We start from the raw sequence: 24976 nt of genomic DNA, 5'->3' as shown, positions 1-24976 counted from the left end.
CTACTTCTGTCCAATTGCTTCAAGCAGACTTCCTCCACAACTTTGTTCATAGCAATATTGTAACAATAACTGCATTTCATATCGTTGAATATGCCGCAACCATTGATCAACAATAGGATTTTGAACCAGGGATACTTGTAACTCTACGATATCTATGAATACACAAGGGATCCATTCCGGAGAAGTAATAAGTACTTCAAGCTTCTGACGAAGGGCTTCATTGTCCAAATCAGCCAAGTCTTTTACAGTCAAATAATCGCTCACACATTGTAGTAAGTTAGAGAAAATAGGATGATGGCCGACATCGTTGAACCAATACTTCGCATTGCTGTAATCCCCCTCCATCCGATGCATCAGAGCATGCCAGTAGCTGCCTGTTGCATTCGTGATTTCCTGGGCAATATCATGGGATTTATCTAAACTCTCATTTAGTAAAAAAAGACCCGCTTTAATCGCCAATCCATAAGACTCTTGCTCAGGACTGCCTTGAGTCATCATTGCTGGGACAAGTGCTTCAATGCGTGCATCCATACTTCCATCCCATTCTTCAATCGGATATAAAGCAGGTAGATGCTCCAAGAGCGGCTTTGCAATAGCTTCCAGCCAGTTATCCCCATCCTTATTGCTATGCATGCAGTCATTCTCCCTTCATTGACAACCATTATTGGTGGGTTTTCGATTCCAATTCCTGATTCGCCCGGAACCAAAGATGAAGATCATTTATGATAGAAGCTAAGTCAGCAATTTCGGAATTCAAACGGCATGATGTGGGAAAATCGTCTTCCTTATCCAGCTGATTCTGTTTGTAAATAATCGTCGCCTCTAGCTTCATAATGCGGTCCGGTATTGCACCGCGAATTTGTTCCCAATGTAATAAAATATCAACACGCACACTGGGCGGATAACACTCCCACTCCACTTCTAACACGGGAATCTCAATTCCGAGTCTGGCATCATACTGGAAATAGCAGCTCATTCTTCTGTTAAACCTCCTTGCAGTAAAAACTGGCTGCGACTTGTTCAAGAAACATTCTACCTTTAAATGTATCACTTCAAACCTTGGGTTTCCAGTTAAAATTGTATGTCAACCTGATTTCATTTTCTGGTATACTTAAATAACGTTTTTAAAAGGGAATTTTTAGTAAGAGTTATGCTTACAAAGCTAGTTTTGCTAAAGCAAAACTCTAAGGAGTGCGATTTAGATGACCGCTAAGACAATAAAAGAAAACATCACTTGGAAACAGCTCATCTCCTTTTTCCTCCCCCTCGGCCTTTCAGCAACACTAGTAACCCTCTCGCATGTTATTATCAATAGCACCTTGGCCAGGGCTGATAATCCGGAAGTGGTCATTGCCAGCTATGCGCTGCCTTTAAGCTTACTTGGCCTAACCGAAAGACCCGTTGTTTTGCTGCGACAAGCTTGCTCAGCTCTTGTAAGAGACCGCATCTCATTTCGCGCCATGGCAGCGGTTAGTTCTTATGTATTTGCGTGCATCATTCTAATTGGCCTTATTTTATGTTATACGCCTGTTGGAGAATGGGTATTTCTTTATTTTTTTGGAGTTGAACGTGAATTATTAGACACTACACTTAGTGTTTATCGCATCTTGATGTACGTTAGCATTTTCTCAGGACTACGGTGTTTATTTCACGGTATAATCATTTTTAATATGCGGACCAAATGGTTGACCATTGGTATGTGCGTGCGAATCATCGCTATGTATTTGTTATCGTTATATTTTATTACTACAGATAATGTTTCTAGTGGCCGTGTTGGCGCCATTATTTTCTTAGTGGGAATGATTATTGAAGCTATGGTTGCTGTATGGGAAGGAACAAACTTACTTCGAACTGTCATTCCAGAGAAGGCACCTGATCATCAGATTGAAACCAAACAACAAATTTTTAGTTTCTATAAGCCCCTTCTGTATTCTTCGATCATTGCCGTCGTCATTGGACCCACCATAAATGCCATACTAGGTAAAACAACGCATATTCATTTAGCGATTTCCTCTTATGCGATTGCCGGTTCCTTGACTCAATTGGTTTTGAGTTTCTTTTCTTACATTCATCAAATTGTTTTGAATTTCTATCGCAAAGATGCTAGAACTGTCGTCCGTTTCGTCATCCTTCTTAGCTTTATTCCAGGAGCACTCATCGCTATTCTTGCCTATACAGCTCTCGGGCCTTGGTTTATGACACATGTCATGGGTGTTAATTCCGAACTGATGCATGCAAGCTTACTTGCCATGCGTATATTTATGATCATGACGATAGTGTTCCCGTGGCTTGATTACATGAACGGTATTATTATGCTGAGAGGCCAAACGAAAATCATGGTTTTATCCCAAACTGCGAATGCTATTGTTACCGTGTTAACCTTATTCATCACCATTTCTAATGCACCCGGTTGGAATGGCTTGATCGGTGCTCTCGCGCAGTCTGTTGGTATGCTGGCCGAGCTTCTAGTCGTGTTCTTTATACTCAAACGAACGTCTGAAAACGGGCAAACGAATTTTTCTACAGAAAATTTGTAAAGAAATCGAGTGATAACCACTGATGAAAACGTCTATTCCTACAAAGCCACAAGACCATCTACTCAAATTGTTCACGTTTTCCTTTTTTATGACGATGGGTATTGTCGTTACTTTTTTCCCGCTTTACTTTGATTACAAAGGATATTCCAAGCTTCAAATCGGTTTGTTGTACGCCATTGGACCACTGATTGGGATAGCGACCAACTTGCTGTGGGGATTCCTTAGTGATCGCTTCCAAACCGTTAAGAAAATCATGATCATTCTGATTATTGGGCAGCTATTCACTGCCATCTTGGTATTTACCGCGGGTTGGTTCTCCCTGCTGTACGTATGCTTAGCGATGTTTTTCTTCTTCCAGCAGCCCGTAAATTCATTGAATGACAGTCAGCTAATGCTAAGTATTCGAGATAGCGGTAAGAGCTACGCCTCCTTCCGCGTCTGGGGTTCCATCGGTTTCGCTGTATCTGCCGGAGGTTTTGGGTTACTTCTTAGACACTACGGTACAGGGCTCACGCCAATACTATGCCTACTTACTATTAGCTGCACGTTAGTCATCGTTTTTTTGCTAAAAGATGCGCGTCAAGGTGGCAAAAAGATGGCCTTCGGAGGCATGCTCGATATCATTCGTTCCAAGAAGTTCATCTGGTTCTTAGTGTTAATTATTATTATGTCCGTTTCACATCGTTTCAACGATGGATTCCTAGCCTTGTACATGCGCCAGCTTGGAGCATCTGATTCCCTGATTGGCTATGCTTGGATGACCTCAGCGCTTAGTGAAATACCAGTATTTTTCTTTCTGAGCAAGCATGGACATAGGTTCAAAGAATTACCCCTGCTCGCTTTTGCCGGAATCATATATGCCGTACGTTTCTTCATCATGGGCTCTATTCAAGATCCTACTTGGGTCATTGGCGTTCAATTGTTACATAGTTTAACATTCGGTATCTTCTTATTCACGGCTAACCGCTATATAAGCCAAATCGTACCTGATGAGTATCGCTCCTCTGGGCAAGCCATCTTCGCTGTTGCATGGTCTAGTATTGCGGGATTAATTAGCGGCACGTTGGGCGGTTGGATTTTTGATTTAGCTGGTGGAAGCACAGTCTATGTCATTGCAGCTTGCTTATCGATCGTCGCGGCCATTGGGTTCCTAGGCACGCATATATTTCAAAACGATGAAAGTGAAAGTATGCCCAGTGGTCGATGAGTTTTAAAATGAAGGGGTTGTTCACGTGTTAGCCATTGAACGGTTATCTCACAGTTTCCGCACAGGCCAAGAAGAAACTCCCGTTCTTCATGAGCTAAATTTCCGAGTAGAGCAAGGAGAAATGGTTGCTCTGCTCGGCAGCTCAGGCTCTGGGAAATCAACACTGCTAAATTTAATGGCAGGCCTAATGAAGCCTACCCGAGGTAGTATTTTAATCGCTGGACAGGCCATTGAGAAAATGAGCGAAAACCGCTTGGCGGAATTTCGGCGAACTCACATCGGATTTATCTTCCAATCTTATGAATTAATACCACATTTAACCGTTCGTGAGAATGTAGAATTGCCACTTGTATTCCAAAGTGTCGCAAGTCAAGAACGTAAACAACGAGCGATGGCTCTCTTACAGCAAGTCGGTATCGGGGATAAGTCAGATATGTTTCCGTCACAGTTATCTGGAGGACAACAACAACGTGTCAGTATTGCCCGCTCCTTGATTACGAAGCCAGCTATCGTCTTTGCTGATGAACCAACAGGCAATCTGGATACGAAGACGGAGAAAGAGATCATTGATCTACTCATTGACTTGAACAAGAATGGCATCACGTTCGTTATTGTTACACATGAGCATGAAGTTGCACGCCGAACGCAGCGCATTTTGCAGCTTCGCGATGGTTATTTACTGGAAGGAAACGATCAGGAAGGTGAGGCCGGATGAAACTTAAGGATTACCTTCGTCTGGGCTGGGACCAACTGCAGCGACGCAAGGTTGTGACAGCACTTTGTACCGTAGGAATTGCCATTGGCTCGGCTTCCATTATGGTTGCTCTAGGCTTTGGCGAATCTATTCAACACTACAGTCAGAAGCAAATGAGCTTCTATCTCAAAACCGATGAAATCACCATCGTTGACCAAAACAGCGATCCTAACAGTCCTTCTAAAGTTACGTCAAGTAAGCTCGATCTCATCCGTACTTTTCCGCATGTTAAATCGGTTGCTAGTTTTCAAGATTTAGGACAATTCAGATTCACTGTCGATGACGGTAAAGAAAGCTACCTGAACCTCAAAGCAACAGAGTTGAGTACTTTAGAGGACTTCGACTCCAAGTTCCAACAAGGTGGGGCGAGTGATCAGGACAATAATATCGTTCTCAACTATGGGGCTACGCTTGGTATCTTGGATGCAAAGACGCAGGAAGTACGTAATAAACTTATGCAGCAAAATCCTAGCAAGGAACAATCCGAAACCTACCGTCAAATGGGTGCTATTCCTTACCCCCTATATCAAAAGAAAATCTCCCTGAAATCGAATAATAATCAAGAGCAACCAAGTAACCAATCAGGGACTAACACCATCCAACCTAGCGAGGTGTCAGTTCGCGTCATTGGAGTACTTAAGAAACCCGATGGATTGCCAGACTCCATGTTGCAAGGGAACAAAGCTGCCTATGTATCCCCTGAAACAGGTCTCAAAATTCTACAAGCCCAAAATAAGTCCTCAACAAATAGACATGTTCAATATTCAGAAGTTAGAGTCAAAGTTGATAGTAGTATGAATGTGAAACAAGTAGATGAAATGATCAAAAAACTTCAACTCACAACGCAGACTAATCTATATCAAGAAGATCGCATGAAAGGCGAGTTTGCCATTGTTAGATTGCTGCTCACCGGTGTCGGCCTATTTGTTCTCTTCGTAGCTTCCATTTCCATCGTGGTCGCGATGACAATGTCCACTCATCAACGCCGGCGGCAGATCGGAATCATGAAAGTACTTGGTGCAAATTTGAAACAAATCCGCAATATGTTTATCGTGGAATCTTCACTTTTAGGCATGCTAGGTGGCTTTGTAGGTATTTTGCTCTCTTATTGGGTCATTTGGGGAATTAATTTGATCATTATCCGATTTGGTTCCAATAGAGGGGATCCCGTGGAAATCTTATTTATAAGCTTATGGATTCTTCCTGTTGGTATGTTTTTTGCGATTATGACTGGCGTTCTTTCGGGTTTATACCCCGCAGTTAAAGCTTCTCGAACCGATGCACTAACAGCAATTAAACGAGAATAGGAGATTGTTTAGCATGAGGAAAAAGAAAACATGGATGCTTATTCTAACGGCTGTCATTGTCTGCGGCATTAGCAGCTTTCTATACATATCAAGTCATCCTAATCAAATGAAAACAAAAAATGCCGACGCAGGTGCTGCGTTCAATGCCCTACAATTCAAAGTTACAAAAGAAGATCTGATTAACAGCATTGAAGTCAAAGGGAAGTCTTCTTATGAGAAGGAGACGCGCGTCTACGCACCCTTTAGTGGCGAAATAAAAACTTGGCACATAAAAGACGGGGCTCAAGTAACAAAGGGACAGCAGTTATTTGAGCTTGATGCTACACCACTAAGAAGTGAAATTGCTGCCCTGCAAACTAGCTTGAAGAAACAAAAGTTGGAAGCCGATCTAGCCAATTTCAAAGCTGCTGGACCTGGGGGGGATAGTGGCAGTGTAGCTGCAGGTGCTATTAGTGAAGATGATGCCCGCCAGCGCTTTGCCGCGTCAGAAGGACGTAAAATTCAAGAACAGTTGAATGCGGTCAATGATCAATCCATTCAATTGCAATTGGCTAAGAAACAAGAGAAAGTGGAGCAAGCTTCCTTCGTTGCGCCTGAGAATGGCATCTTCTTATTCGAAGACTCCTCCAAAATTCCTAAGTCTGTCGAGGAAAGCGTGCGTATTGGTAAAATCGTAGATTTGACGAGATTGCAGCTAGTTTGCACGGTTGGTGAATTTGATGTATTTCGTATTAAGCCAGACATGCTCGTACAAGTAAAAGTTGATGCACTGAAACAGAAAAAGCTTCAAGGTAAGGTTGAAAAAGTATCCAAGTTTGCCAAGACTGGCACGGAGCAAGGCACAGGTTCAGCTCAATTCGAGGTTACCATTTCTTTAGAACCAAATGAGCAGCTAATAGCCGGTCTCAGCCTCTCAGGAACGATAGAAACAGATAAAAAGCCTCAAACCTTAGTGGTACCCACTTTAGCCGTTCTGCATGAGAAAGAAGTCTACTACGTGATGCTGCAGACTGCTCAAGGCGTAGAACGTCGTGATATCGAGATTGGGATGGAAACCCCTGAGAAAACAGAAGTACTAAAAGGTCTGAATGAAGGCGACACGGTTGTGCTGCAATAACAACTGCTTTATAATAAGCATAAAGTCTTAGTACCAAGTAACAAAATATGCACAATTCAAGCAGCAAAGGCAGGTAGTTGTTTTTTATGAATTATGAAGATTTTAAGACGATTGTACTGGAGCGCCGCAGTGTTCGAAATTTTACAGAGCAAGAAGTTGCCACAGAAGATATTCGTGAAATTATCGACTGCGCCAGATATGCACCAAGCGATACGAATTCCCAGACATGGAAGTTTATTGCGATTAGAAATAGAGAGAAAATCAAACATATCGAACAATTGACCTGGGACCAACTCCATCTCCGTGCGGCGGCTGCCGAGGAAAAGGGACTTTCTAGAGAAGCCCGCTTATTGGTGAAATCATTCGGTCCCTATGCTACAGCATTCTCCGATGCTCCTGTTCTTATCATTTGCTTAGCAACGCCTTACGAATCGAAGTTCCGTGATCGTATTTTTGATCCGATTCAGCTCGTCGAAGACACCGTATGGGCCGAAGAAGGCATTAAGAGCTCCTGCTTAGCCTCTCAGAACCTGATGCTCGCAGCGCACGCTAGAGGCTTGGCAACATGCCCGATGACGGGCCCCGTGCTTTTGGCCCAAGACCAGATTCGAGCTTATCTGGACATTCCAGAAGAATGTCAGATTAATATGGTCATCTCCCTCGGTTATCCGAAGGATCGTCCAGGCAAACTGGCACGCAAAGAAGTCGATGATATTCTTCAAATCATCGACTAATATGATTGATTGATTGGAGCTGCCGCATTCGCGGACAGCTCCTTTTGTTTAGGCGCTTTGACCGTTGATAAAGCATACTCCTTTTATTCGTGCGCTCCTGAATAAGCGCGTTTTCCGCGCTTATTCAGAACCGACGCGCAAGACAGTCTACCGAGAAGTTGATTTCCGGCTTCTCAAACTCTGTCAACGAGCTTCGGCTCGCATAGCTCCATGAAGGAACTGTCCCTCTAATTTATTTAACACTTTGGGACAGCCCCTTTATTTACTTATATGTTTTCATCATTTAATTCCATTACTTATTTCATGGCAAAATTTAATTTCTCAAACATTATAACGTTATATTTACTTCACTAATTTTCTGTGATATTGTAACATTATAACGTTATATTCTTTACATGATTAACACAATTCACTCCTATGTATGTGAGGAGCTATCTAGGCAATCTTAAATGTAAGCGTTAATAAATTGAGTTACAGAAAAAGGTGACAAGCATGCAAGAGAGATTCGTATTGCACAACGTAAAATACGTTAATGGAGAATGTCTCGATATTGTAATTGAAGACGGGAAGATCGCTGATTTAACCCGAGTTGGGAGTGGACATGGGAAGCATATTTTTGATTATTCCGATGTTTATGTCTCAAGTGGTTGGATTGATCTGCACACCCATGCCTTTCCTGATTTCGATCCCTACGGCGATGAAATCGATGAAATTGGAATCAAACAAGGTGTAACCACGATTGTAGACGCTGGAAGCTGCGGTGCGGACCGAATTGCAGACTTAGCAGCAAGTAGGAAACGAGCCCAAACGAACTTGTTTGCCTTTTTGAACATTTCACGAATTGGTTTGAAAAGAGTCGACGAATTGTCCAATATGGCATGGATCGATAAGGAAAAGGCTGTACAGGCCGTAAAACAAAATAAAGATATCATTGTTGGATTAAAGGCAAGAATAAGCAAAAGTGTTGTTCGTGACTGCGGCATTGAACCTTTGCTCGCTGCGCGCGCACTTTCACATGAAACCTCTCTCCCCTTGATGGTTCACATCGGTTCCGGACCGCCGAGTATCGAAGACATCCTTTCGCTTTTAGAGAAAAAAGATATCATTACTCATTATCTGAATGGGAAAGCTAATAATCTTTTTGATGAGAATGGAAAACCGTTACTGGCTTTTACTAAAGCTATTGATAGAGGCGTACATCTGGATGTTGGACATGGTTCTGCAAGCTTTTCCTTTAAGGTTGCGGAGGCAGCAAAACAACATCATATCGGTTTAGATACTATCAGTACAGACATCTACCGCGGGAACAGATTGAACGGCCCGGTATTTAGTATGTCCCATGTACTCTCGAAATTTCTTTACTTAGGCTACTCCCTTGAAGAGGTCATCGCAGCGGTCACCGCACATGCAGCAACTTGGCTTGATAAGCCAGAACTTGGTCGAATTCAAATTGGTGACGTTGCCAATCTAACCCTGTTTACGGTTCAAAATGAACCAACTACACTTGTTGATTCTGAAGGTGACAAGCGTATAACAGATCAAATCATACAAGCCAAAGGAGTGGTTGTGAATGGCTCTCTCATTAAATGCTAAATATGGTCTAAAACGTGTAATCAATGCAAGTGGACGAATGAGCATTCTAGGTGTATCTGCTCCGACAGATACGGTCATGGAAGCCATGAAGCATGGCGGGCAAAATTACGTTGAGATTGCAGATCTCGTTGATAAAGCAGGCGACTATATCGCTAATATCCTAGGTTCCGAAGCTGCGGTTGTCGTCAATTCGGCCTCAAGCGGCATCGCACTCTCTGTCGCGGCTGTTGTAACTGAAGGAAATCGCCGCAAGAGTGAACGTCTGCATCAAGAACCTATTGCCAAAAACGAAATAATAATGCTCAAAGGTCACAATGTCCAATATGGAGCACCCGTTGAAACAATGATCTACTTGGGAGGCGGTAAGCTCGTTGAAGTTGGTTACGCCAATGAGGGTAAAGTTGAGCATATCGAAGATGCGATTACTGAACATACAGCTGCTATTCTTTACGTGAAATCCCATCATGCCGTCCAAAAAAATATGATTTCTGTTGAAGAAGCCTGGGAGATTGCACAGCGTAATGGTGTTCCGCTTATCGTCGATGCAGCTGCAGAAGAAGATATTCAAAAGTATGTAAAATACTCAGATCTTGCCATCTATAGTGGCTCTAAAGCCATTGAAGGTCCTACTTCAGGGATTATCGGCGGGAAGAGAAGCTATATCGAGTGGGTAAAAGTTCAACTGCACGGTATTGGGAGAAGTATGAAAGTTGGTAAAGAAACCACTTTCGGCTTACTTCAAGCGCTTGATGAATATGGCGTCAAAGAAGATAAAAGCGAACAAGAAAAAGCCGCTTTGCAAGTGTTAATGCCTCTCAGCGAATTGAAAGGTGTAAAAGTGAACATTGTACAGGATGAAGCTGGTCGTGCAATTTTCCGCGCACGCATTCAAATTGATCCTGAGCAAGCAGGCACTACGGCCAAGGAAGTTGTAACAGGGCTGCAGAGTGGTGAGATTGCTATCTACACACGCGATTATGGCGTGAAACAGGGCTATTTCGATATCGATCCACGTCCGCTTCAAGGCGACGATATTGAAGTTATCGCAGCTCAAATACGTAAATTAGTAGGAGGCAAATAACATGTCCAACATTGCAAAACGTTTCTATAAAGGCCGCGCGGCATTGAATGTATTGGCTAATAGTGTTGAGAATGCTAAAGAGATATTCGAAGCAGCTGAAGGTTACGTACTTGTGGGCGTTCTTTCCAAAGACTACCCAACGGTTGAATTAGCTGTAGAAGCGATGAAAGAATACGGAAAAGCCATTGACGAAGCAGTCTCAATCGGACTCGGCGCTGGCGATAATCGTCAAGCTGCAGTTGTCGCAGCCATTGCGAAGCACTATCCGGGCAGCCACATTAACCAAGTATTCCCTGCCGTAGGTGCAACGCGCGCCAATCTTGGCGACCAAGATAGCTGGATTAACAGTTTGGTGTCCCCTACTGGACGCGTTGGCTATGTCAATATCTCAACAGGTCCAGTGAGCGCTGCGCAATCCGAGCTCGCGATTGTACCTGTGAAAACGGCCATCGCACTTGTCCGCGATATGGGCGGCAATGCCTTAAAATATTTCCCGATGAATGGCTTAAGCTGTGAAGATGAATTGCGCGCTGTCGCGCAAGCGTGCGGAGAAGAAGGTTTTGCATTAGAACCAACTGGCGGCATTGACATGGATAATTTCGAAACCATTCTGCGTATCGCCCTGGAAGCTAAGGTTCCACAAGTCATCCCACACGTGTATTCATCGATCATCGATAAAGAAACTGGAAAGACGAGAGCCCAAGATGTCCGTGAATTACTGGGGATCATGAAGAAACTGGTTGATCATCATGGCTAAACGAATTGCTGCTTTTGGAGAAGTCATGATGCGCTTGCAAGTGCCGGGGTATGAACTCTTATCCCAAGCTAGCAGTTTGAATTATTCTTTCTCTGGTACTGGCGTGAACGTAAGCTCAGCGCTTTCGCGCTTAGGGCATACTGGGTACCTGATATCCAGATTGCCGGCTAATGCCGTGGGTGATGCTGCTGAATCGTATTTGCGAAAATTAGGTATCACACAATCGTTCATTGTTCGGGGCGGCAGCTACTTGGGCATGTATTTTTTAGAAAATGGATTCGGTGCGCGGCCCAGCCGCGTGACGTATTCTAATCGCCAGGAAAGCAGCTTCAATACAGCCCCTGAACATACTTATCCTATTACTGAAATCGCCAAAAATATTGATATCATCCATTTCTGCGGTATTACGTTGGCTATGAATGATGGGGTACGTGAGCACATGAAAGCCTTGGCTAGAGCGGTCAAAGCGCAAGGCGGCACCGTTGTTTTCGATTGTAACTATCGTCTCGCCCATTGGGGTGAAGGCGGTTATGCCAAGGCTAAACCGCACTATGAGGAAATGCTAGAGCTGGCTGACATTGTCATGATGAACGAAAAAGACGCGATGTTTACCCTCGGCATGCATACCGATCAGATCGAAAGTCAAGAACAACTGATGGAGCTGATTCCAGCGGTTGCACAAAAATATCAGATTTCGGTCATAGCAGGTACACACCGTAACATTAACGGTGACAACACGCATTCCTTGCGCGGATTTATCTACAAGGACCAAAGCTTCACCTTTTCTAAACTGCTCACGTTTTCTATCTATGATAGAATTGGTGCAGGAGATGCCTACACGAGCGGTATCGTACACGGAGAAATTCAGGGATTTTCCCCGGAGAAAACAGTCGGATTTGCAGCGGCTGCTGGCATGCTTGCACATACCATTGTAGGCGATACTCCGATGTCATCAGAAAGCGATATTCTTCGTGCGATGACGGAAGCCGTAGGCGATGTAGAAAGGTAGTGATTGGATTGGTGAATTTATCCCGCAATAAAAGACCTTTATATTTACAAATCATGAATATCCTAAAGGATCGCATCTTACACGGTGTGTATCCCTTAGGAACGAATATACCGTCAGAGCCACAGCTAGAGCAGGAATTCGATGTCAGCAAGATCACCATTCGCAATGCTATCAAAGAACTTGCGCAAGAAGGATATTTGGAAAAGAGCAGCGGCAAAGGGACCAAGGTTATACGAAATGCTTCTATGTCTAAGCTTTCCAAATGGAAGCGTTTCACAGAAGTTCTAGTTGAAGAAGGCCATCAAATTCACAAGCAAATATTGCGAGCCGAAGTTGTAACAAATGAGTTAGGCACAGAACCTTATCAATTATTTGGGGAGCGCTGCTTGTTCATCGAACGTCTTTATCACTTGAATGACACACCCTATATCCACTACTCCCACTATCTATCCATGCAAATGTCAAATATCGAACTCTCGGATTTGAATGATCAATCCTTGTATGAATTGCTTGAGGAGCACGGAATTGCCTTAGAAAAGTATCGAGATGAGTTTGCTGCTGCCACCGCTCCTTCTTATGTGGAAAAAATTCTGCATGTAAAAGAAGGAACCCCTCTATTGAAGAGATTACGTTATTCGTTTGATGAACGTGGCGATCTGATCGAATTCAGTAAAGGTTATTACAGCACGGTAATGCACAACTATGTAGTCAATTACGACAGTTAAGATACAAGGAAAAGCGCATTTCCTTTTCTCGTCTACACGATGATAACGCTTACTACACCATGGAGAAGAGGGATTATTTATGAATATGTATCTATTAATGGTTACATTGTTAGCGATTGTGATTGTCATTTTAGGCGTAGCCTGGTGGAAATGGCATGCGTTTATTAGCTTAACCGTTGCCAGCTTGTTCTTAGCGATTATGGCCGGGTTATCCATGGATAAAATTGTTGGTGCATATGAAACTGGAGTTGGAAACGTTTTAGGCCATTTAGTTGGCATATTAGCGTTAGGTACGATTTTAGGAAAAATGATGTCAGATTCAGGCGCTGGCACACAAGTGGCCAATTTCTTCATACGGGTTTTTGGTGAAAAAAGATTGCCTTGGGCCATGCTTCTCTCCGGTTTTATTATAGGGATCCCAGTATTTTTTGACGTAGGGATTGTCATGCTGCTTCCTTTGGTCATTTCTATCCATAAATCAACGAAACAAAATATTTTGTTAATCGGCCTGCCTGTCATCGCCGGATTATCCATTGTTCATGGTCTTGTGCCGCCGCATCCTGGGGCTATGACAGCCATCGGTATATACAAAGCTGATATCGGAAAAGTTCTTATTTACTCTCTCATCATTGCGATCCCAGCGGCGATCATTGCAGGTCCTTTGTTTGCTAAATGGGTGCATAAACGTGTGGTTCCCGAGAATGAACCAGAGCTGCTCAGTGCAAGCACAGAGCCTGAAAAACTGCCAGGAGCCGGCATTTCGTTTTTCATTATCTTATTGCCTGTATTATTGATGGTCTTGTCGGTTGTTGCACCCTATTTGTCACTTCCTATTGGATTTATGAAATTCCTAGTCTTTATTGGGAATTCGGTGATTGCGCTTCTAATCTCATGTTTTGCAGCCTTCTACTTCTTAGGCATCCGCCAAGGAATGAATAAAAATTATATCAGCAAGCTATCTCATGAATGTCTGTTACCTGTAGGTTCAATTATTTTGATTATCGGTGCTGGCGGCGGGTTTAAACAGATCCTTATTGCCAGTGGCGTTGGTACATCCATTGCTCAAATGGCGGAGAATATCTCCCTTTCTCCTATTGTTCTAGCTTTCATGGTTGCTGGATTAATCCGAGTCGCGACTGGTTCGGCAACAGTGGCATTAACAACAGCGGCTGGTATTGTTTCGCCGATTGTTGAGCATATGTCAGGCGTGAACTTGGAGCTGCTCGTTATCGCCACAGGCGCAGGCTCGCTTATGCTCTCCCACGTCAATGACGCCGGTTTCTGGATGGTCAAAGAATATCTCGGGTTAACGGTCAAAGAAACGTTTAAAACGTGGACGGTACTCGAAACACTGCTTTCGTTTATTGCATTTGGAACCGTGCTCATCGTCGATATGTTCGTATAACATTTGGCTGCTCTTCGAAATAAATAAGCCTGTACATCTCCTCCTAGGAAGTGTACAGGCTATTTTCTATAGAAAGCGGTCAAGGAGAATCGCAAAAAAGACAGCCCCCGAGTGGATACGGGCACTGTCTTTTGTTGTTTGTGCTATGACACTCTATTTATAAGTGGGAAGTCCCAGTTTCTTATAATTTTGTGACGTTAGCTGCTTGAGGACCACGGTTGCCTTGAGTAATATCAAACTCAACGGATTGGCCTTCTTCTAATGTTTTGAATCCTTCGCCCTGAATTGCGGAGAAGTGAACGAATACATCGTCGCCTCCATCAACAGAAATGAAACCGTAGCCTTTTTCTGCGTTAAACCATTTAACTGTACCCTTCAAATGAACAACCTCCTAAAAATATCGCCATCTATGACGAATAAGGAAATTATACCATTAGCAAGGTGATAAATCAACGAAAAAAACGGTGTGGATAAGCTAATATTTGTTGATGTACCAACGTTTTCCACTATGCAGAGGGGTGTTTAATTATGCTTAAATATAGATGAGAATTTGGTAAAAAAGGCAGGCTCGCTTCCCTTTTTTGGACCAGATATCCTCCATTTGTGAGCTCATTTATTAATTCTGATAGCTTGCTATATTCGGCTTGCCGAAAATTCAATAATGGATAAATACGCACTTCGCCACCAGGCTTACAGACACGAAGCAGTTCCTTAACGGCTGCCCGATGAAAAGAGTAGTCGAATTGATCTTCATATAGAAAGAGAAAATGACTGATTAAAACAAGGTCAAAGCTCTCTTCTGCAAATGGAAGTGAAGGAAGACAAGCAGCATGATACCTGGAAGCTGCATCTTTACTCGAGAAATCATTTACAAACTGCTCAAGGCCCTTGACGCGTCCAGCTTTGTGTTTGTCAACAGAACCATAATACGTCCAATCATACACATCTACTAACTTTTCCATTTTGGCTGCAACAAGCTCGATCTCTTGCAGACCATGCTCCGCGATCTCCTCAGCAGATTTCTCATATAGAGGATCAACCGCTTCTGACAAGATACCCAGCTGCCGCGCTTCTACCGTAAAGGAAGATGCACCGCCTGCAACATCTAAGACTCGCTTACCAATTAAATTTTCTGTCTGCAAAATAAACATTTTCTGATATTCTGCATACGATCTTGAGGTCATCGCAACCCCAACCTGCTCATAAACACGCTTTTGTTCCATGCTCATCTCTCCTCTGCTCAACTCTTCGCTTTGCCTAACTGCCTCATAACCCATTCCCTATGGAAAGGATTAGGAGGATTTTATCATGGGACCCTGATTGGAGGCAACAAGAAAATTGACAGCTGCTTGTTTGGAAATCACCACTTTTTGTGGTACGATTGCTTATATCTTTGAGCTCAATGCAGAAACGAGGAAAACAAGTGTCAAATCAACCTTTTAAGAAACACGTTATTTACAAAAAAGATAAATGGAACATGCTAAATGTCGAGGTACAAGGCAGTAAAATCGTATTAACCGAAATAACCGATCAATGGGGCGAAGAGTGCCACACCTTCATCGGACGACCAGCTATGTTACACTGGGCTAATGAGCGGTTTGCCAAAGACAAATTCCAAGGCACAGATGAAGAATGGCAAGCCATCATGGATGCTTTCAAAGAAGTTTAATTCTTTGGTCCAAATGCCTTGACTTTCACATCCACCCTTCTTATAATTAACTTATAAGTTCATACGTATCACTCCAAAGGGGAGTAGCTGATACAGTAAAGTCGTCAATTCGGATCCTCATCAGGTCCCGGCTTTATTGGCAACGACAACGTTGTTAGCAAGACCTTTGCCATGTTTATTGGTGAAGGTCTTTTTTGATGAATTAGAGCCTTCACCGGTCACCGGTGCTAGGCTCTATTTTTTTCAAAAATACGCTTAAGGGAGTGTTCGCTCATGGATTGGTTATCAACAGGTTTCTTCGTCTCACTGCTCAGCATTATTCTCATTGATCTGGTACTTGCGGGGGATAACGCGATCGTTATCGGTATGGCTGCTCGTAATTTGAAAAAGGAAACGCAAAAACAAGTCATCCTCTTGGGTACGATAGGCGCCATCGTCATTCGTGCTCTAGCTACAATGGCTGTCGTTACTCTTCTGAAAATTCCTGGTCTTCTACTGGCAGGCGGTATTCTTCTCCTCTGGATTTCGTATAAACTGCTTAGTGAAAAGAAGAATCACGGAGACATTAAGGCCAAAGACGGCATCTGGGCTGCCATTCGAACCATTATTGTGGCTGATGCCGTGATGGGACTCGATAATGTCATCGCTGTAGCAGGAGCTGCTCACGGTAACTTCATACTTGTTATTATCGGGCTTCTGGTAAGTGTGCCTATCGTTGTATGGGGCAGTACGCTGTTCATCAAATGGATTGAGAAGTATCCGTCGATCCTATATATCGGTGCTGGTGTTCTCGTATTAACAGCTGGTAAAATGATTACCGGCGAGAAATTCCTTGCCCCTTATTTCAACTCAAATCCGCTTGGTAAATGGTTATTCATTGGTTTACTCATCTTAGTTGTGCTTGCAGCAGGCAAATGGTCCAAAATGATTGGCTACCAGGTCGAAGTTGGGGACAGCGGTCAGCTTACACTTCCTAAGGAATTAAGCGATGAAGCACAGATTGCTGCTGAAGATCGTTTTACCGTCAAAATGGACTCTCGCGGCAAGTTCATACTGGTCAAAGCGGAGGATGATGAAAATCCGGATGAAACGATGCCGCATGCCGGCTGAAAAAGGAGTTTTCATTTACACAGCGAAAGTTAGTATCATGCGTTAGTTAGCTAGTGTCATACTCTATAGGGATAAGGATGATTCAACAATGACCGATTCCGGATCTATCATCACATTTGTACTCGTATCCTTCTGCCTAGCCATCATTTTGATTATGAAAAAAGACAGCCTACCGGCACAAATGAAACGGTACCTAGCCTTGCTGGCGATTGTAATGGTCTCGATATCGTTTGTACTAATCTTAATTAGCTTCTTTGGAGCCGGAAAGTAAATTTACTTCCTTCCAGCTTTTTCATATAATCATAAATGAATGGGTTAACGGTCATACTAGGTGAAAACCATGTTATGGGATTTTATCAAGCACATCCCATGTGGGAATACGCCGGGAGCGTGACCGTAATGCGCTGGATCTATGTGACAGCGGCAATGGGACTTCTTCTAAGCTCAATCCCAGCTGCCGAATTACATGCCAAAGACAACCGATTACCCCAATCTCAAAACAAGGACAGGAGGGCTCCGATGACTCAAATATTGGATCGCAAGCAAGTACCGGCCGAGCACCGCTGGAATCAGGAGGATTTATTTGCCGATCAGAAGGCTTGGGATCAGGAATTTCAGAGTGTGAAAAACTCGCTTGGCAAAATCAGCGCCTTCCAAGGAAAACTTAGCGATTCCGCTACGGTAAAGCAATGTTTCCAGTTGGAAGATGAAGTCTCTCTGAAAACAGAAAGACTGTACGTTTATGCCAATATGAAACACCATGAAGATACAGCAGAACCTACTTACCAGGCCTTATCGGAAAAAGCAAAAAAAATCAGTGTCGAAGTAGGAGAAGCGCTCTCATTTGTTTCACCAGAAATTCTCAGTTTATCGGATGAAAAGCTTAAGCAGCTGGTGGAAGATCCTTCTTTATCTTTCTATAAGGACACACTCGAAGAAATGATTCGCCAGAAGCCGCATACGTTATCCAAGGATCAGGAAGCTTTACTTGCCCAAGCGGGTAACATGGCCGGAGCGCCAAGCACTATCTTCGGTATGCTGAACAATGCCGATTTGAAATTCCCAAAAATTAAGAATGAAAAAGGTGAAGAAGTCGAACTTACTCATGGAAGTTACATTCAATTCCTAGAGAGCCGCAACGCCGAAGTTCGAAAAAACGCCTTCCATGCTGTCTACGAAACTTATCGCAACAATAAGAATACAATTGGAGCAACGCTTAGCGCGAATATTAATAAGAATATCTTCTATGCCAAGGCTCGTCACTACCCTTCCGTTCTTGAATCCACCCTGTTTGGGGACAATATTAAGAAAGAAGTGTATACAAACTTAATTTCCACTATTCACGATTCTTTGCCGCAGCTGCAGCGTTATCTGAAACTCCGCAAGAAGTTGCTTAAAGTCGATGAATTACATATGTACGACCTTTTTGCCCCGCTGGTTGAAGAGTTCAAGATGGACATCACCTACCAGCAAGCAAAAGAAGAAATTAAGAAAAGCTTAGCCCCATTAGGCGAAAACTACTTAAAAATTCTTCAAGACGGCTTCGATAACCACTGGATCGATGTCTATGAGAACAAAAATAAGCGGAACGGCGCTTACAGCTGGGGTGCCTATGGCACACATCCTTACGTACTTCTGAATCATAAGGATAACTTGAACAGCATGTTCACATTGACACACGAAATGGGCCACGCTATTCATTCGTATTTGTCCGATGAGAACCAAGAGTACCGCTATGCGCAGTATACGATTTTCCTTGCGGAAGTCGCTTCTACGCTTAATGAGGCACTGCTCATGGACTATTTATTGAAACGCGTAACGGATCCGAAAGAAAAGCTTTACTTGCTTACTTACTACGCGGATCAGTTCAGAACAACGGTATTCCGTCAGACGATGTTTGCCGAATTCGAAATGATTACACATGAGAAATCAGAAAATGGAGATTCCCTGACACCGCAGGAATTCAGCGAAATCTACTATGGCTTGAATAAGCTGTACCATGGGAATGCCATGGTTGTGGATCAGGATATCGAGATGGAATGGGCTCGAATTCCTCACTTCTACAACAGCTTCTATGTGTACAAATATGCAACTGGCTTCTCCGCAGCAACCATCTTTGCGAAGCAAATTCTGGATGAAGGCCAGCCTGCCGTAGACCGATACTTAGGCTTCTTAAAAAGCGGCGGCAGTGACTACTCTCTGAACATCTTGAAAAAGGCCGGCGTAGACATGTCCACACCGGAACCAATCAAGCAAGCGATGAGTGTCTTCAGCTCCCTACTTGATCAAATGGAAGAGTTAACGAAGTAATTGTTCTGATAAAGGTTGAGGGCGTACGCCTTCAACCTTTTCTCAAAATATAAGAATTTATAAGTTTCACATGATAAGTCGGCTGTATTTCTAGATAAACGCATCCGTCCATGAAGGACGGCGTAGCCGTTTATTTGGGGTGAAAGGATGAATGATGGATGAAGATGCAATGGATTCTCATATCTGCTTTAGTATTCGCCCTCATAACGGCTGTCTTTGCCGTCATTAACGTCGAACCAGTTCAAGTAAATTTCATGTTTGCTCAGACATCCACACCCTTGATCCTTGTCATTTTAACATCCACCTTGTTAGGCGGTCTGATTGTCGGCCTCTTCGGAATGGTACGTCAGTACAAGCTGCAGCGTAAAGTTCGGCAATTGGAAAAGCAGCTGCAGGATGCCTTATTCCCCCCAGCTCCCCCGCAACCGGCACATGATAAAGACCAAACTGAACCAAGTGGTTCAACGGTTCATTAAGCATACAAAAACAACCCTGCTGCACAGATTGCAGTAGGGTTGCTTTGTAGTTATTTTTAAAATATCAAAACACTTAATGCTAAGCACAAAACGCCTCCGACTAGCGAGGATACTGCATTGACCATATCATTTGTCATCACTCTCATACCGCGAATCTGTGCGGCTTTCTGGCCACAATGAGACTGTTTCTCGATGGTTTTCCCACAAACGTTACACCGATACATGACTTGAACCGTAGCCCCGAGCCAAGAATCAGCCAAAGAACCCATCAGACCAGAAACAGCACCCAGTACGATCAGCGCTGCAAATGACCCTACCTCATACTCTAACTCAATCATCTGACTGAACCATCCACTAACCAAACCAATGAATGCTCCTCCCAGCAATGAAGCCAGCAGTCCTAATCCCGTTACACCACCCGATGTGCCAGCCGGAACAAGCTTGCCGTTAATGATTGAACGCGGTATAGATTTACTCATTCCGCCTATTTCTGTAGCCCACGTGTCCGCATTGACCGTTGCCATAACCCCAACAAATACAATCCACCAAGCTGGATCGGGCCAAACCGCATTCCCTATACATAGCAATAAACCAAGACCGCCATTTGCAGTAACTTGTCCGGCATCGCGTCTTCCACCTTTGGCATAACCGCTTTCTGCTGCAGATTTACGTTGATGCTTGAGTTTAGATAATAAGGTAGAAGATACGAAGAAGGCGATAAGTGTCCCAAACCAAGCTAAGTTTCCCAGTGCAAACATCGACGTGCCGAGCAGCACAGCAGCAGCCAAGCCCGATAAGGATAAGGATCCCTTCCAATAGGCCGCACCTGTGATGATCAAGCTTCCCGCTAAACCCCAAATCCACTCCACATGCAGCACTCCTATTCTTCTTCCATGCCCTTTATGAACCGTTCAAAACTCTCTCTTATTGTATCATAGTCGTATTCGAGGCCAAACGTTTACAATCCTTTTGTTGAGATCGACATATCCATCTAAATTTTCGGTTAACTCGACAGGATGTAACCAATTCCTATGAAATTTATGATAAACTAAGTTCGGTGAATGTTAGGAGGCTGACATGGAGAACGAACAATTCGATATAACTTCCCAGTTAAAAAGAGACCTGGATCCTCAGGAGATGCTGCGCGTCATTTTTGACTATGCAGCCAAAATTGCGAACGAACGAATCCTAGACAATGTACTTATGCTGATGGCCGATATGGGACGAGAAATGATTGTCTCTGATCGTTGTACGGTTTGGTTGCTTGATTCAAACAAAAATGAGTTATGGTCCAAAGTAGCTCATGGTCTCGACGAAATTCGTATTCCTAGTACGGCTGGTCTTGTCGGCTATGCTGTAACCAATGATAAAGCCGTATTTATTCATGACGCTTATTCGAATGAAGAATATAAGTCCTATCTCATAAATGGAGCTCTTCGAACGGATCAACAAACGGGTTACCGCACCAAAGCGCTCTTGGTAATTCCGTTCCGAAACAGCCAAGGTGAAATTATGGGTGCTTACCAAGCCATTAATAAGCTGACAGCAAGCGAACAATTTTCAGATAAAGACATGGAATATTTAACATTAGCTTCCTCCTACGCGGGTAAGTCATTAGAATCTGCTTTACTTACGAACGAGATCGAGGAAACGCAGAAAGAAATTATTTTTAGAATGGGGGAAATTGGTGAGAGCAGGTCCAAGGAGACAGGTAATCATGTGAAGCGTGTAGCCGAATATTCTTATCTCTTAGCCTTAGGATTAGGTATGAGTAAAGAAGAAGCTGAATTGTTGAAAATGGCTTCGCCAATGCATGATATCGGTAAGGTGGCTATCCCTGATAGTGTCTTAAACAAACCCGGGAAATTAACGGATGAAGAATTCAAATTAATGCAGAACCACACACGTATCGGCTATAACTTGCTCAAAAACTCCAATCGCCATATTCTGAAAACGGCTGCTGTGGTTGCGTATGAGCATCATGAGAAATGGAATGGACGCGGATACCCACGCGGAATCAAGGGCGAGGACATTCACATCTATGGCCGAATTACAGGGATTGCTGACGTATTCGATGCACTTGGCAGTGAGCGTGTTTACAAAAAAGCTTGGGAGCTCGATCGGATCTTGACTTTGTTTAAAGAGGAACGGGGCGAGCATTTTGACCCCAAAGTGGTTGATGCATTTTTTCAGCAATTGCCGGCCATCCTTCGAGTTCGTGATCAATATTCGGATGCTGCTTTAGAGGATCGGGCAGAAGTTTAATCAAGGAAAAATAAAGGGCAGTTCTCTCAGGTCATAAATGACCTTAAGAGACTGCCCTTTGATCTGTTAAATGTTAATCGTAACAGCTCCGAATACTTCTTCGCCCCATAACAGCTCCAAGCGATCACCATGATGCACAGGACCTACCCCTTCAGGAGTACCTGTGTAGATGATATCGCCAGCACCTAAACCATAATGCTTTGCAATGTAATCAATAATGGTTTGTAGATCGAAGATCATATTGCTGATATTGCCGTTCTGAACAATTTGTCCATTCTGGCGAAGCTGTAAGTTCGCTTCTGTCAGCTTTGAAGCTCCTGGGAATGGTCGGAATGTACTGATCGGTGCAGAATTCAGAAAGCCTTTGGCAGGCAGCCATGGCTGACCCTTCTTCTTAATGACGTTCTGAACATCACGAAGCGTGAAGTCAATGCCGAGTGCATATTTGTCGACAATCTCATCCACTTGGATGCCTTCTGTGTAAGGCTTAGCGATATGTAGGACAAGCTCGGCTTCATAGTGAATCTCACCTTGATCACCGGGAAGCGTCAACTCTCCCCCATCTATTGGGGCGAGTGCATGTGTCGGCTTGGTAAAAATCATCGGTTGATCCGGAACATCATTCCCCAGTTCGGCGGCATGTGCCCGGTAGTTGCGACCTACGCAATAAATATTGCGAACAGCTTCTGTCATGTTGATTGCTCCTCATCTTATTTCTTGCTAACATTTCCTTGCGCGTCCACTTGAGCGCCTATCGAGATTTTACTCAAACGCTGAAAGAGCTTTGCGCCATCTTCCATACTCATAGGAGTCGGCAGTGCTGCTTTGGTCAAAATAGGCACAAGGTGGATATCGCATTGTTTATCTTTTGAACATGCAGCTTCTAAAATAACCGTCTCCCAAGTCTTCGGGGTATCATTCGTTGTAAAAATGAAATTACCTAGACTATAAGCAATCCATTTGCCTTTGTATTGCTCAAAGCCTTGTAAGACATGTGGATGACCGCCTACGATGAGATCAGCGCCAGCATCGATGTAACGATGGGCCAGGTCTTTTTGATTCTTATCCGGATTATCGCTTCTTTCCACTCCCCAATGGGTAACGACAACAACTAGATCAGCGCTTTCTTTTGCTTTCTGAATGGCTTCGACCGGCAGCGTGTAGCTATACGTTTCAGCTACACCTGGATGGCCAGGACCTGCTTTCCACGAAGCCTCCGGAACAACACGGCTGAAGCCGAAGAAGGCAATCTTCACACCCGCTTTTTCCACGATGACAGGTCGGTAAGCTTCTTCCAAATCTTTGCCCGCTCCAACTCGCTTAACGCCCTCTTGATCGAGAGCATCCATCGTGTCCAGCAAACCTTCTGTCCCATAATCCATCACATGGTTATTCGCTAAATTAACGAGATCAATGCCAGAAGCTTTCAGGGCAGGTAACGACATCGGTGAAGAACGATAGACGTAATCCTTATTTTGAACTGTACCTCTAGTCGTTATGGGTGTTTCCAGATTAGCAATCGTATAATCGGGCTTGCTCAGAAAGTCTTTTACATTCGTATAAGGGTAATCATAGCCTTTTTGTTTTAAAATATCTTCCACTTTGGAGGCCATCAACACATCACCCACAAAAGTTAACTTCACTTGCCCGCCACTGCTCGTGGGCTCACTCGATGCGACTTCCGGAGGAGTCGGGATAACGGCTTTTGCCGTAGACTCTGGGCTAGGCTTTGCGCTTGGCTCCGCACTAGCCGTGCTCGCTGTATTCGTTGGTTTGGTTGGAACAGGCGAAACACTAGCCACTGGTGAGGATGCTGAATCTTGCTCTTCTGCTGATTTACTGTTCGATGTCCAATAGGAAGCGCCTATGCCAATAGCAAAACAGGCTGCTGCGGCAAGCGTGAGTCCCCCAATTACTTTGAGCGGGGTCTTCTTGTTCGTAGTGCGTTCTTTTTTCGGTTTACGGTGACGATCTTGTCTGGATTCCAATCAAAACATTCCCCTTTCCCCCTACAAATTATAGCAGAAGAAACCCTCGTTGGGTAATAGTAAGAGACTCTCATTTTCAGATTCATAATCCTTGTGGTATAACTGAAGCAGAATGAAGTTCATTTGAGTTTATCGGAGAAAGGGAACGAAAACGTTGGAGAAAATCGCAATCATATCGGATATTCATGGTAATTTACCCGCACTGGAAGCTGTGCTTTTAGATATTGAACGCAGAGGAATTAAACGCATTATATGTTTGGGCGACCTTGTAGGTAAAGGGCCTGATTCCGCTGCTGTCGTTGACCGTATCAAGGAGGTATGTGAATCCGTTGTACAAGGAAACTGGGATTTGGGGATTACTCTCCCTCAAGAGCAGTCTGCCGGATTATGGCATCAGCAGCAGCTTGGTGAGGATAGGCTCGCTTATTTGGAACAGCTGCCTTTCTCCGTTGATTTGAACGTAAGCGGCAAATTGTTCCGACTGTTCCACGCTTCTGCGAAAAGTGTTTATCATAGAGTGAAACGTAAAGCATCCAAGGAAGAACGTCTCACAATGTTTCAAAATACAGAGATGACAGGTGCGTCGACAGATGGGAAGCAGCCTGATATTGTCGGTTACGGAGACATTCATATTCCCTATCTCATAACGATCAAAAACCCATCGGAGAAACGCCATGTGAGGCACGCGAGCAGCGGTCTGATGCTCTTCAATGTTGGTAGTGTGGGAACGCCCTATGACGGCATTCCGCAAGCCTGCTACTGCGTGTTAGAAGGGGAAACCGAAGGCAATGTGCAAGCTGGATTTGCGATTCAATTCGTACGTGTTCCTTATGATATTGAATATGCTGTTCGCTTGGCTTACGCTGCGCAAATGCCGGAAAGTCAACGATATGAACTAGAGATTACTACAGGTCTGGTTCATAAATGAAGAG

The 24976-nt window shown here is 43.8% G+C and carries 26 protein-coding genes; 19 read left to right on the top strand and 7 right to left on the bottom strand.

All coding sequences use genetic code 11. The features are described from left to right. Together GC098_RS01450 and GC098_RS01445 are read right to left on the bottom strand one after the other, a co-directional pair. Complete coding sequence (locus GC098_RS01450) at positions 1-633, bottom strand: hypothetical protein (protein WP_171640294.1); 633 nt, start codon at positions 631-633, stop codon at positions 1-3. Between the two features lie 28 nt (positions 634-661). Beyond that, positions 662-976, bottom strand: coding sequence for a hypothetical protein (locus GC098_RS01445; protein WP_171640292.1), 315 nt, complete (start codon positions 974-976; stop codon positions 662-664). Positions 977-1202: 226 nt separating this feature from the next. On the opposite strand from GC098_RS01445, the gene GC098_RS01440 reads away from it, so the two are divergent. The 12 genes from GC098_RS01440 to GC098_RS01385 all read left to right on the top strand — a co-directional run bounded on the left by GC098_RS01440 (position 1203) and on the right by GC098_RS01385 (position 14226). Further along, positions 1203-2537 (top strand): multi antimicrobial extrusion protein MatE, encoded by a 1335-nt coding sequence (locus GC098_RS01440; RefSeq protein WP_171640290.1) that lies wholly within the window; start codon positions 1203-1205, stop codon positions 2535-2537. A 22-nt stretch (positions 2538-2559) separates the two neighbouring features. Continuing rightward, positions 2560-3744 carry an MFS transporter gene (locus tag GC098_RS01435; protein ID WP_171640288.1) on the top strand — a complete coding sequence of 395 codons (1185 nt, stop codon included), beginning with the start codon at positions 2560-2562 and terminating at the stop codon, positions 3742-3744. Between the two features lie 25 nt (positions 3745-3769). Next, complete coding sequence (locus tag GC098_RS01430; RefSeq protein WP_171640286.1) at positions 3770-4459, top strand: ABC transporter ATP-binding protein; 690 nt, start codon at positions 3770-3772, stop codon at positions 4457-4459. After that, on the top strand, positions 4456-5805 hold the full coding sequence (locus tag GC098_RS01425; protein ID WP_171640284.1) for an ABC transporter permease: 1350 nt from the start codon (positions 4456-4458) through the stop codon (positions 5803-5805). Before GC098_RS01430 ends, GC098_RS01425 begins: the two co-directional genes overlap by 4 nt. A gap of 13 nt (positions 5806-5818) precedes the next feature. Next, the gene (locus GC098_RS01420) at positions 5819-6922 is read left to right on the top strand and encodes an efflux RND transporter periplasmic adaptor subunit (RefSeq protein WP_171640282.1); all 1104 of its coding nucleotides are present in this window, start codon (positions 5819-5821) and stop codon (positions 6920-6922) included. 86 nt (positions 6923-7008) lie between these two features. After that, a complete protein-coding gene (locus tag GC098_RS01415; protein WP_171640280.1) occupies positions 7009-7656 on the top strand; it encodes a nitroreductase family protein in 648 nt (215 codons plus the stop codon). Positions 7657-8148: 492 nt separating this feature from the next. Then, a complete protein-coding gene (locus tag GC098_RS01410) occupies positions 8149-9249 on the top strand; it encodes an amidohydrolase/deacetylase family metallohydrolase (protein ID WP_171640278.1) in 1101 nt (366 codons plus the stop codon). Next, a complete protein-coding gene (locus tag GC098_RS01405; protein ID WP_171640276.1) occupies positions 9227-10330 on the top strand; it encodes a DgaE family pyridoxal phosphate-dependent ammonia lyase in 1104 nt (367 codons plus the stop codon). Before GC098_RS01410 ends, GC098_RS01405 begins: the two co-directional genes overlap by 23 nt. A 1-nt stretch (position 10331) precedes the next feature. Then, on the top strand, positions 10332-11087 hold the full coding sequence (dagF, locus tag GC098_RS01400; protein ID WP_171640274.1) for a 2-dehydro-3-deoxy-phosphogluconate aldolase: 756 nt from the start codon (positions 10332-10334) through the stop codon (positions 11085-11087). Continuing rightward, complete coding sequence (locus GC098_RS01395; RefSeq protein WP_171640272.1) at positions 11080-12096, top strand: sugar kinase; 1017 nt, start codon at positions 11080-11082, stop codon at positions 12094-12096. Before dagF ends, GC098_RS01395 begins: the two co-directional genes overlap by 8 nt. An 11-nt stretch (positions 12097-12107) precedes the next feature. Continuing rightward, entirely contained in the window at positions 12108-12821 is a 714-nt protein-coding gene (locus GC098_RS01390; RefSeq protein ID WP_376773771.1) for a GntR family transcriptional regulator, read from the top strand. Positions 12822-12900: 79 nt separating this feature from the next. Beyond that, positions 12901-14226, top strand: a complete 1326-nt coding sequence (locus GC098_RS01385; protein WP_171640270.1) for a GntP family permease — start codon at positions 12901-12903, stop codon at positions 14224-14226. Between the two features lie 181 nt (positions 14227-14407). On the opposite strand, the gene GC098_RS01380 is transcribed toward GC098_RS01385, so the two are convergent. Both GC098_RS01380 and GC098_RS01375 read right to left on the bottom strand, forming a co-directional pair. Then, entirely contained in the window at positions 14408-14605 is a 198-nt protein-coding gene (locus GC098_RS01380) for a cold shock domain-containing protein (protein WP_028556542.1), read from the bottom strand. 127 nt (positions 14606-14732) lie between these two features. Continuing rightward, positions 14733-15449, bottom strand: coding sequence for a class I SAM-dependent methyltransferase (locus tag GC098_RS01375; RefSeq protein ID WP_246358358.1), 717 nt, complete (start codon positions 15447-15449; stop codon positions 14733-14735). 254 nt (positions 15450-15703) lie between these two features. On the opposite strand from GC098_RS01375, the gene GC098_RS01370 reads away from it, so the two are divergent. The 5 genes from GC098_RS01370 to GC098_RS01350 all read left to right on the top strand — a co-directional run bounded on the left by GC098_RS01370 (position 15704) and on the right by GC098_RS01350 (position 19791). Beyond that, on the top strand, positions 15704-15895 hold the full coding sequence (locus GC098_RS01370) for a hypothetical protein (protein ID WP_246358362.1): 192 nt from the start codon (positions 15704-15706) through the stop codon (positions 15893-15895). A 273-nt stretch (positions 15896-16168) separates the two neighbouring features. Then, positions 16169-17005 (top strand): TerC family protein, encoded by an 837-nt coding sequence (locus GC098_RS01365; protein ID WP_171640264.1) that lies wholly within the window; start codon positions 16169-16171, stop codon positions 17003-17005. Positions 17006-17093: 88 nt separating this feature from the next. Beyond that, the gene (locus GC098_RS01360) at positions 17094-17276 is read left to right on the top strand and encodes a hypothetical protein (RefSeq protein ID WP_171640262.1); all 183 of its coding nucleotides are present in this window, start codon (positions 17094-17096) and stop codon (positions 17274-17276) included. Positions 17277-17524: 248 nt separating this feature from the next. Beyond that, on the top strand, positions 17525-19315 hold the full coding sequence (gene pepF / locus GC098_RS01355) for an oligoendopeptidase F (protein ID WP_171640395.1): 1791 nt from the start codon (positions 17525-17527) through the stop codon (positions 19313-19315). A 158-nt stretch (positions 19316-19473) separates the two neighbouring features. After that, the gene (locus tag GC098_RS01350) at positions 19474-19791 is read left to right on the top strand and encodes a LapA family protein (RefSeq protein ID WP_084595485.1); all 318 of its coding nucleotides are present in this window, start codon (positions 19474-19476) and stop codon (positions 19789-19791) included. 56 nt (positions 19792-19847) lie between these two features. On the opposite strand, the gene GC098_RS01345 is transcribed toward GC098_RS01350, so the two are convergent. Beyond that, the gene (locus GC098_RS01345; protein WP_171640260.1) at positions 19848-20660 is read right to left on the bottom strand and encodes a DUF92 domain-containing protein; all 813 of its coding nucleotides are present in this window, start codon (positions 20658-20660) and stop codon (positions 19848-19850) included. Between the two features lie 208 nt (positions 20661-20868). On the opposite strand from GC098_RS01345, the gene GC098_RS01340 reads away from it, so the two are divergent. Beyond that, positions 20869-22056, top strand: a complete 1188-nt coding sequence (locus GC098_RS01340) for an HD domain-containing phosphohydrolase (RefSeq protein WP_171640258.1) — start codon at positions 20869-20871, stop codon at positions 22054-22056. A gap of 66 nt (positions 22057-22122) precedes the next feature. On the opposite strand, the gene GC098_RS01335 is transcribed toward GC098_RS01340, so the two are convergent. After that, positions 22123-22749: a fumarylacetoacetate hydrolase family protein gene (locus GC098_RS01335; RefSeq protein WP_171640256.1), complete on the bottom strand. Its 627-nt coding sequence runs from the start codon at positions 22747-22749 to the stop codon at positions 22123-22125. Between the two features lie 17 nt (positions 22750-22766). Next, positions 22767-24044, bottom strand: coding sequence for a CapA family protein (locus GC098_RS01330; protein ID WP_246358357.1), 1278 nt, complete (start codon positions 24042-24044; stop codon positions 22767-22769). Positions 24045-24198: 154 nt separating this feature from the next. Between GC098_RS01330 and GC098_RS01325 the strand changes: the two genes are divergently transcribed. After that, positions 24199-24972 (top strand): metallophosphoesterase family protein, encoded by a 774-nt coding sequence (locus GC098_RS01325; RefSeq protein ID WP_171640254.1) that lies wholly within the window; start codon positions 24199-24201, stop codon positions 24970-24972. The last annotated feature ends 4 nt before the right edge of the window (positions 24973-24976 follow it).

Origin of the sequence: Paenibacillus phytorum (assembly GCF_013141715.1) — a bacterium.
Lineage (GTDB): Bacteria > Bacillota > Bacilli > Paenibacillales > NBRC-103111 > Paenibacillus_E > Paenibacillus_E phytorum.
Note: the sequence above shows the minus strand (reverse complement) of the source record. Positions and strands in the feature narration are given on the sequence as shown.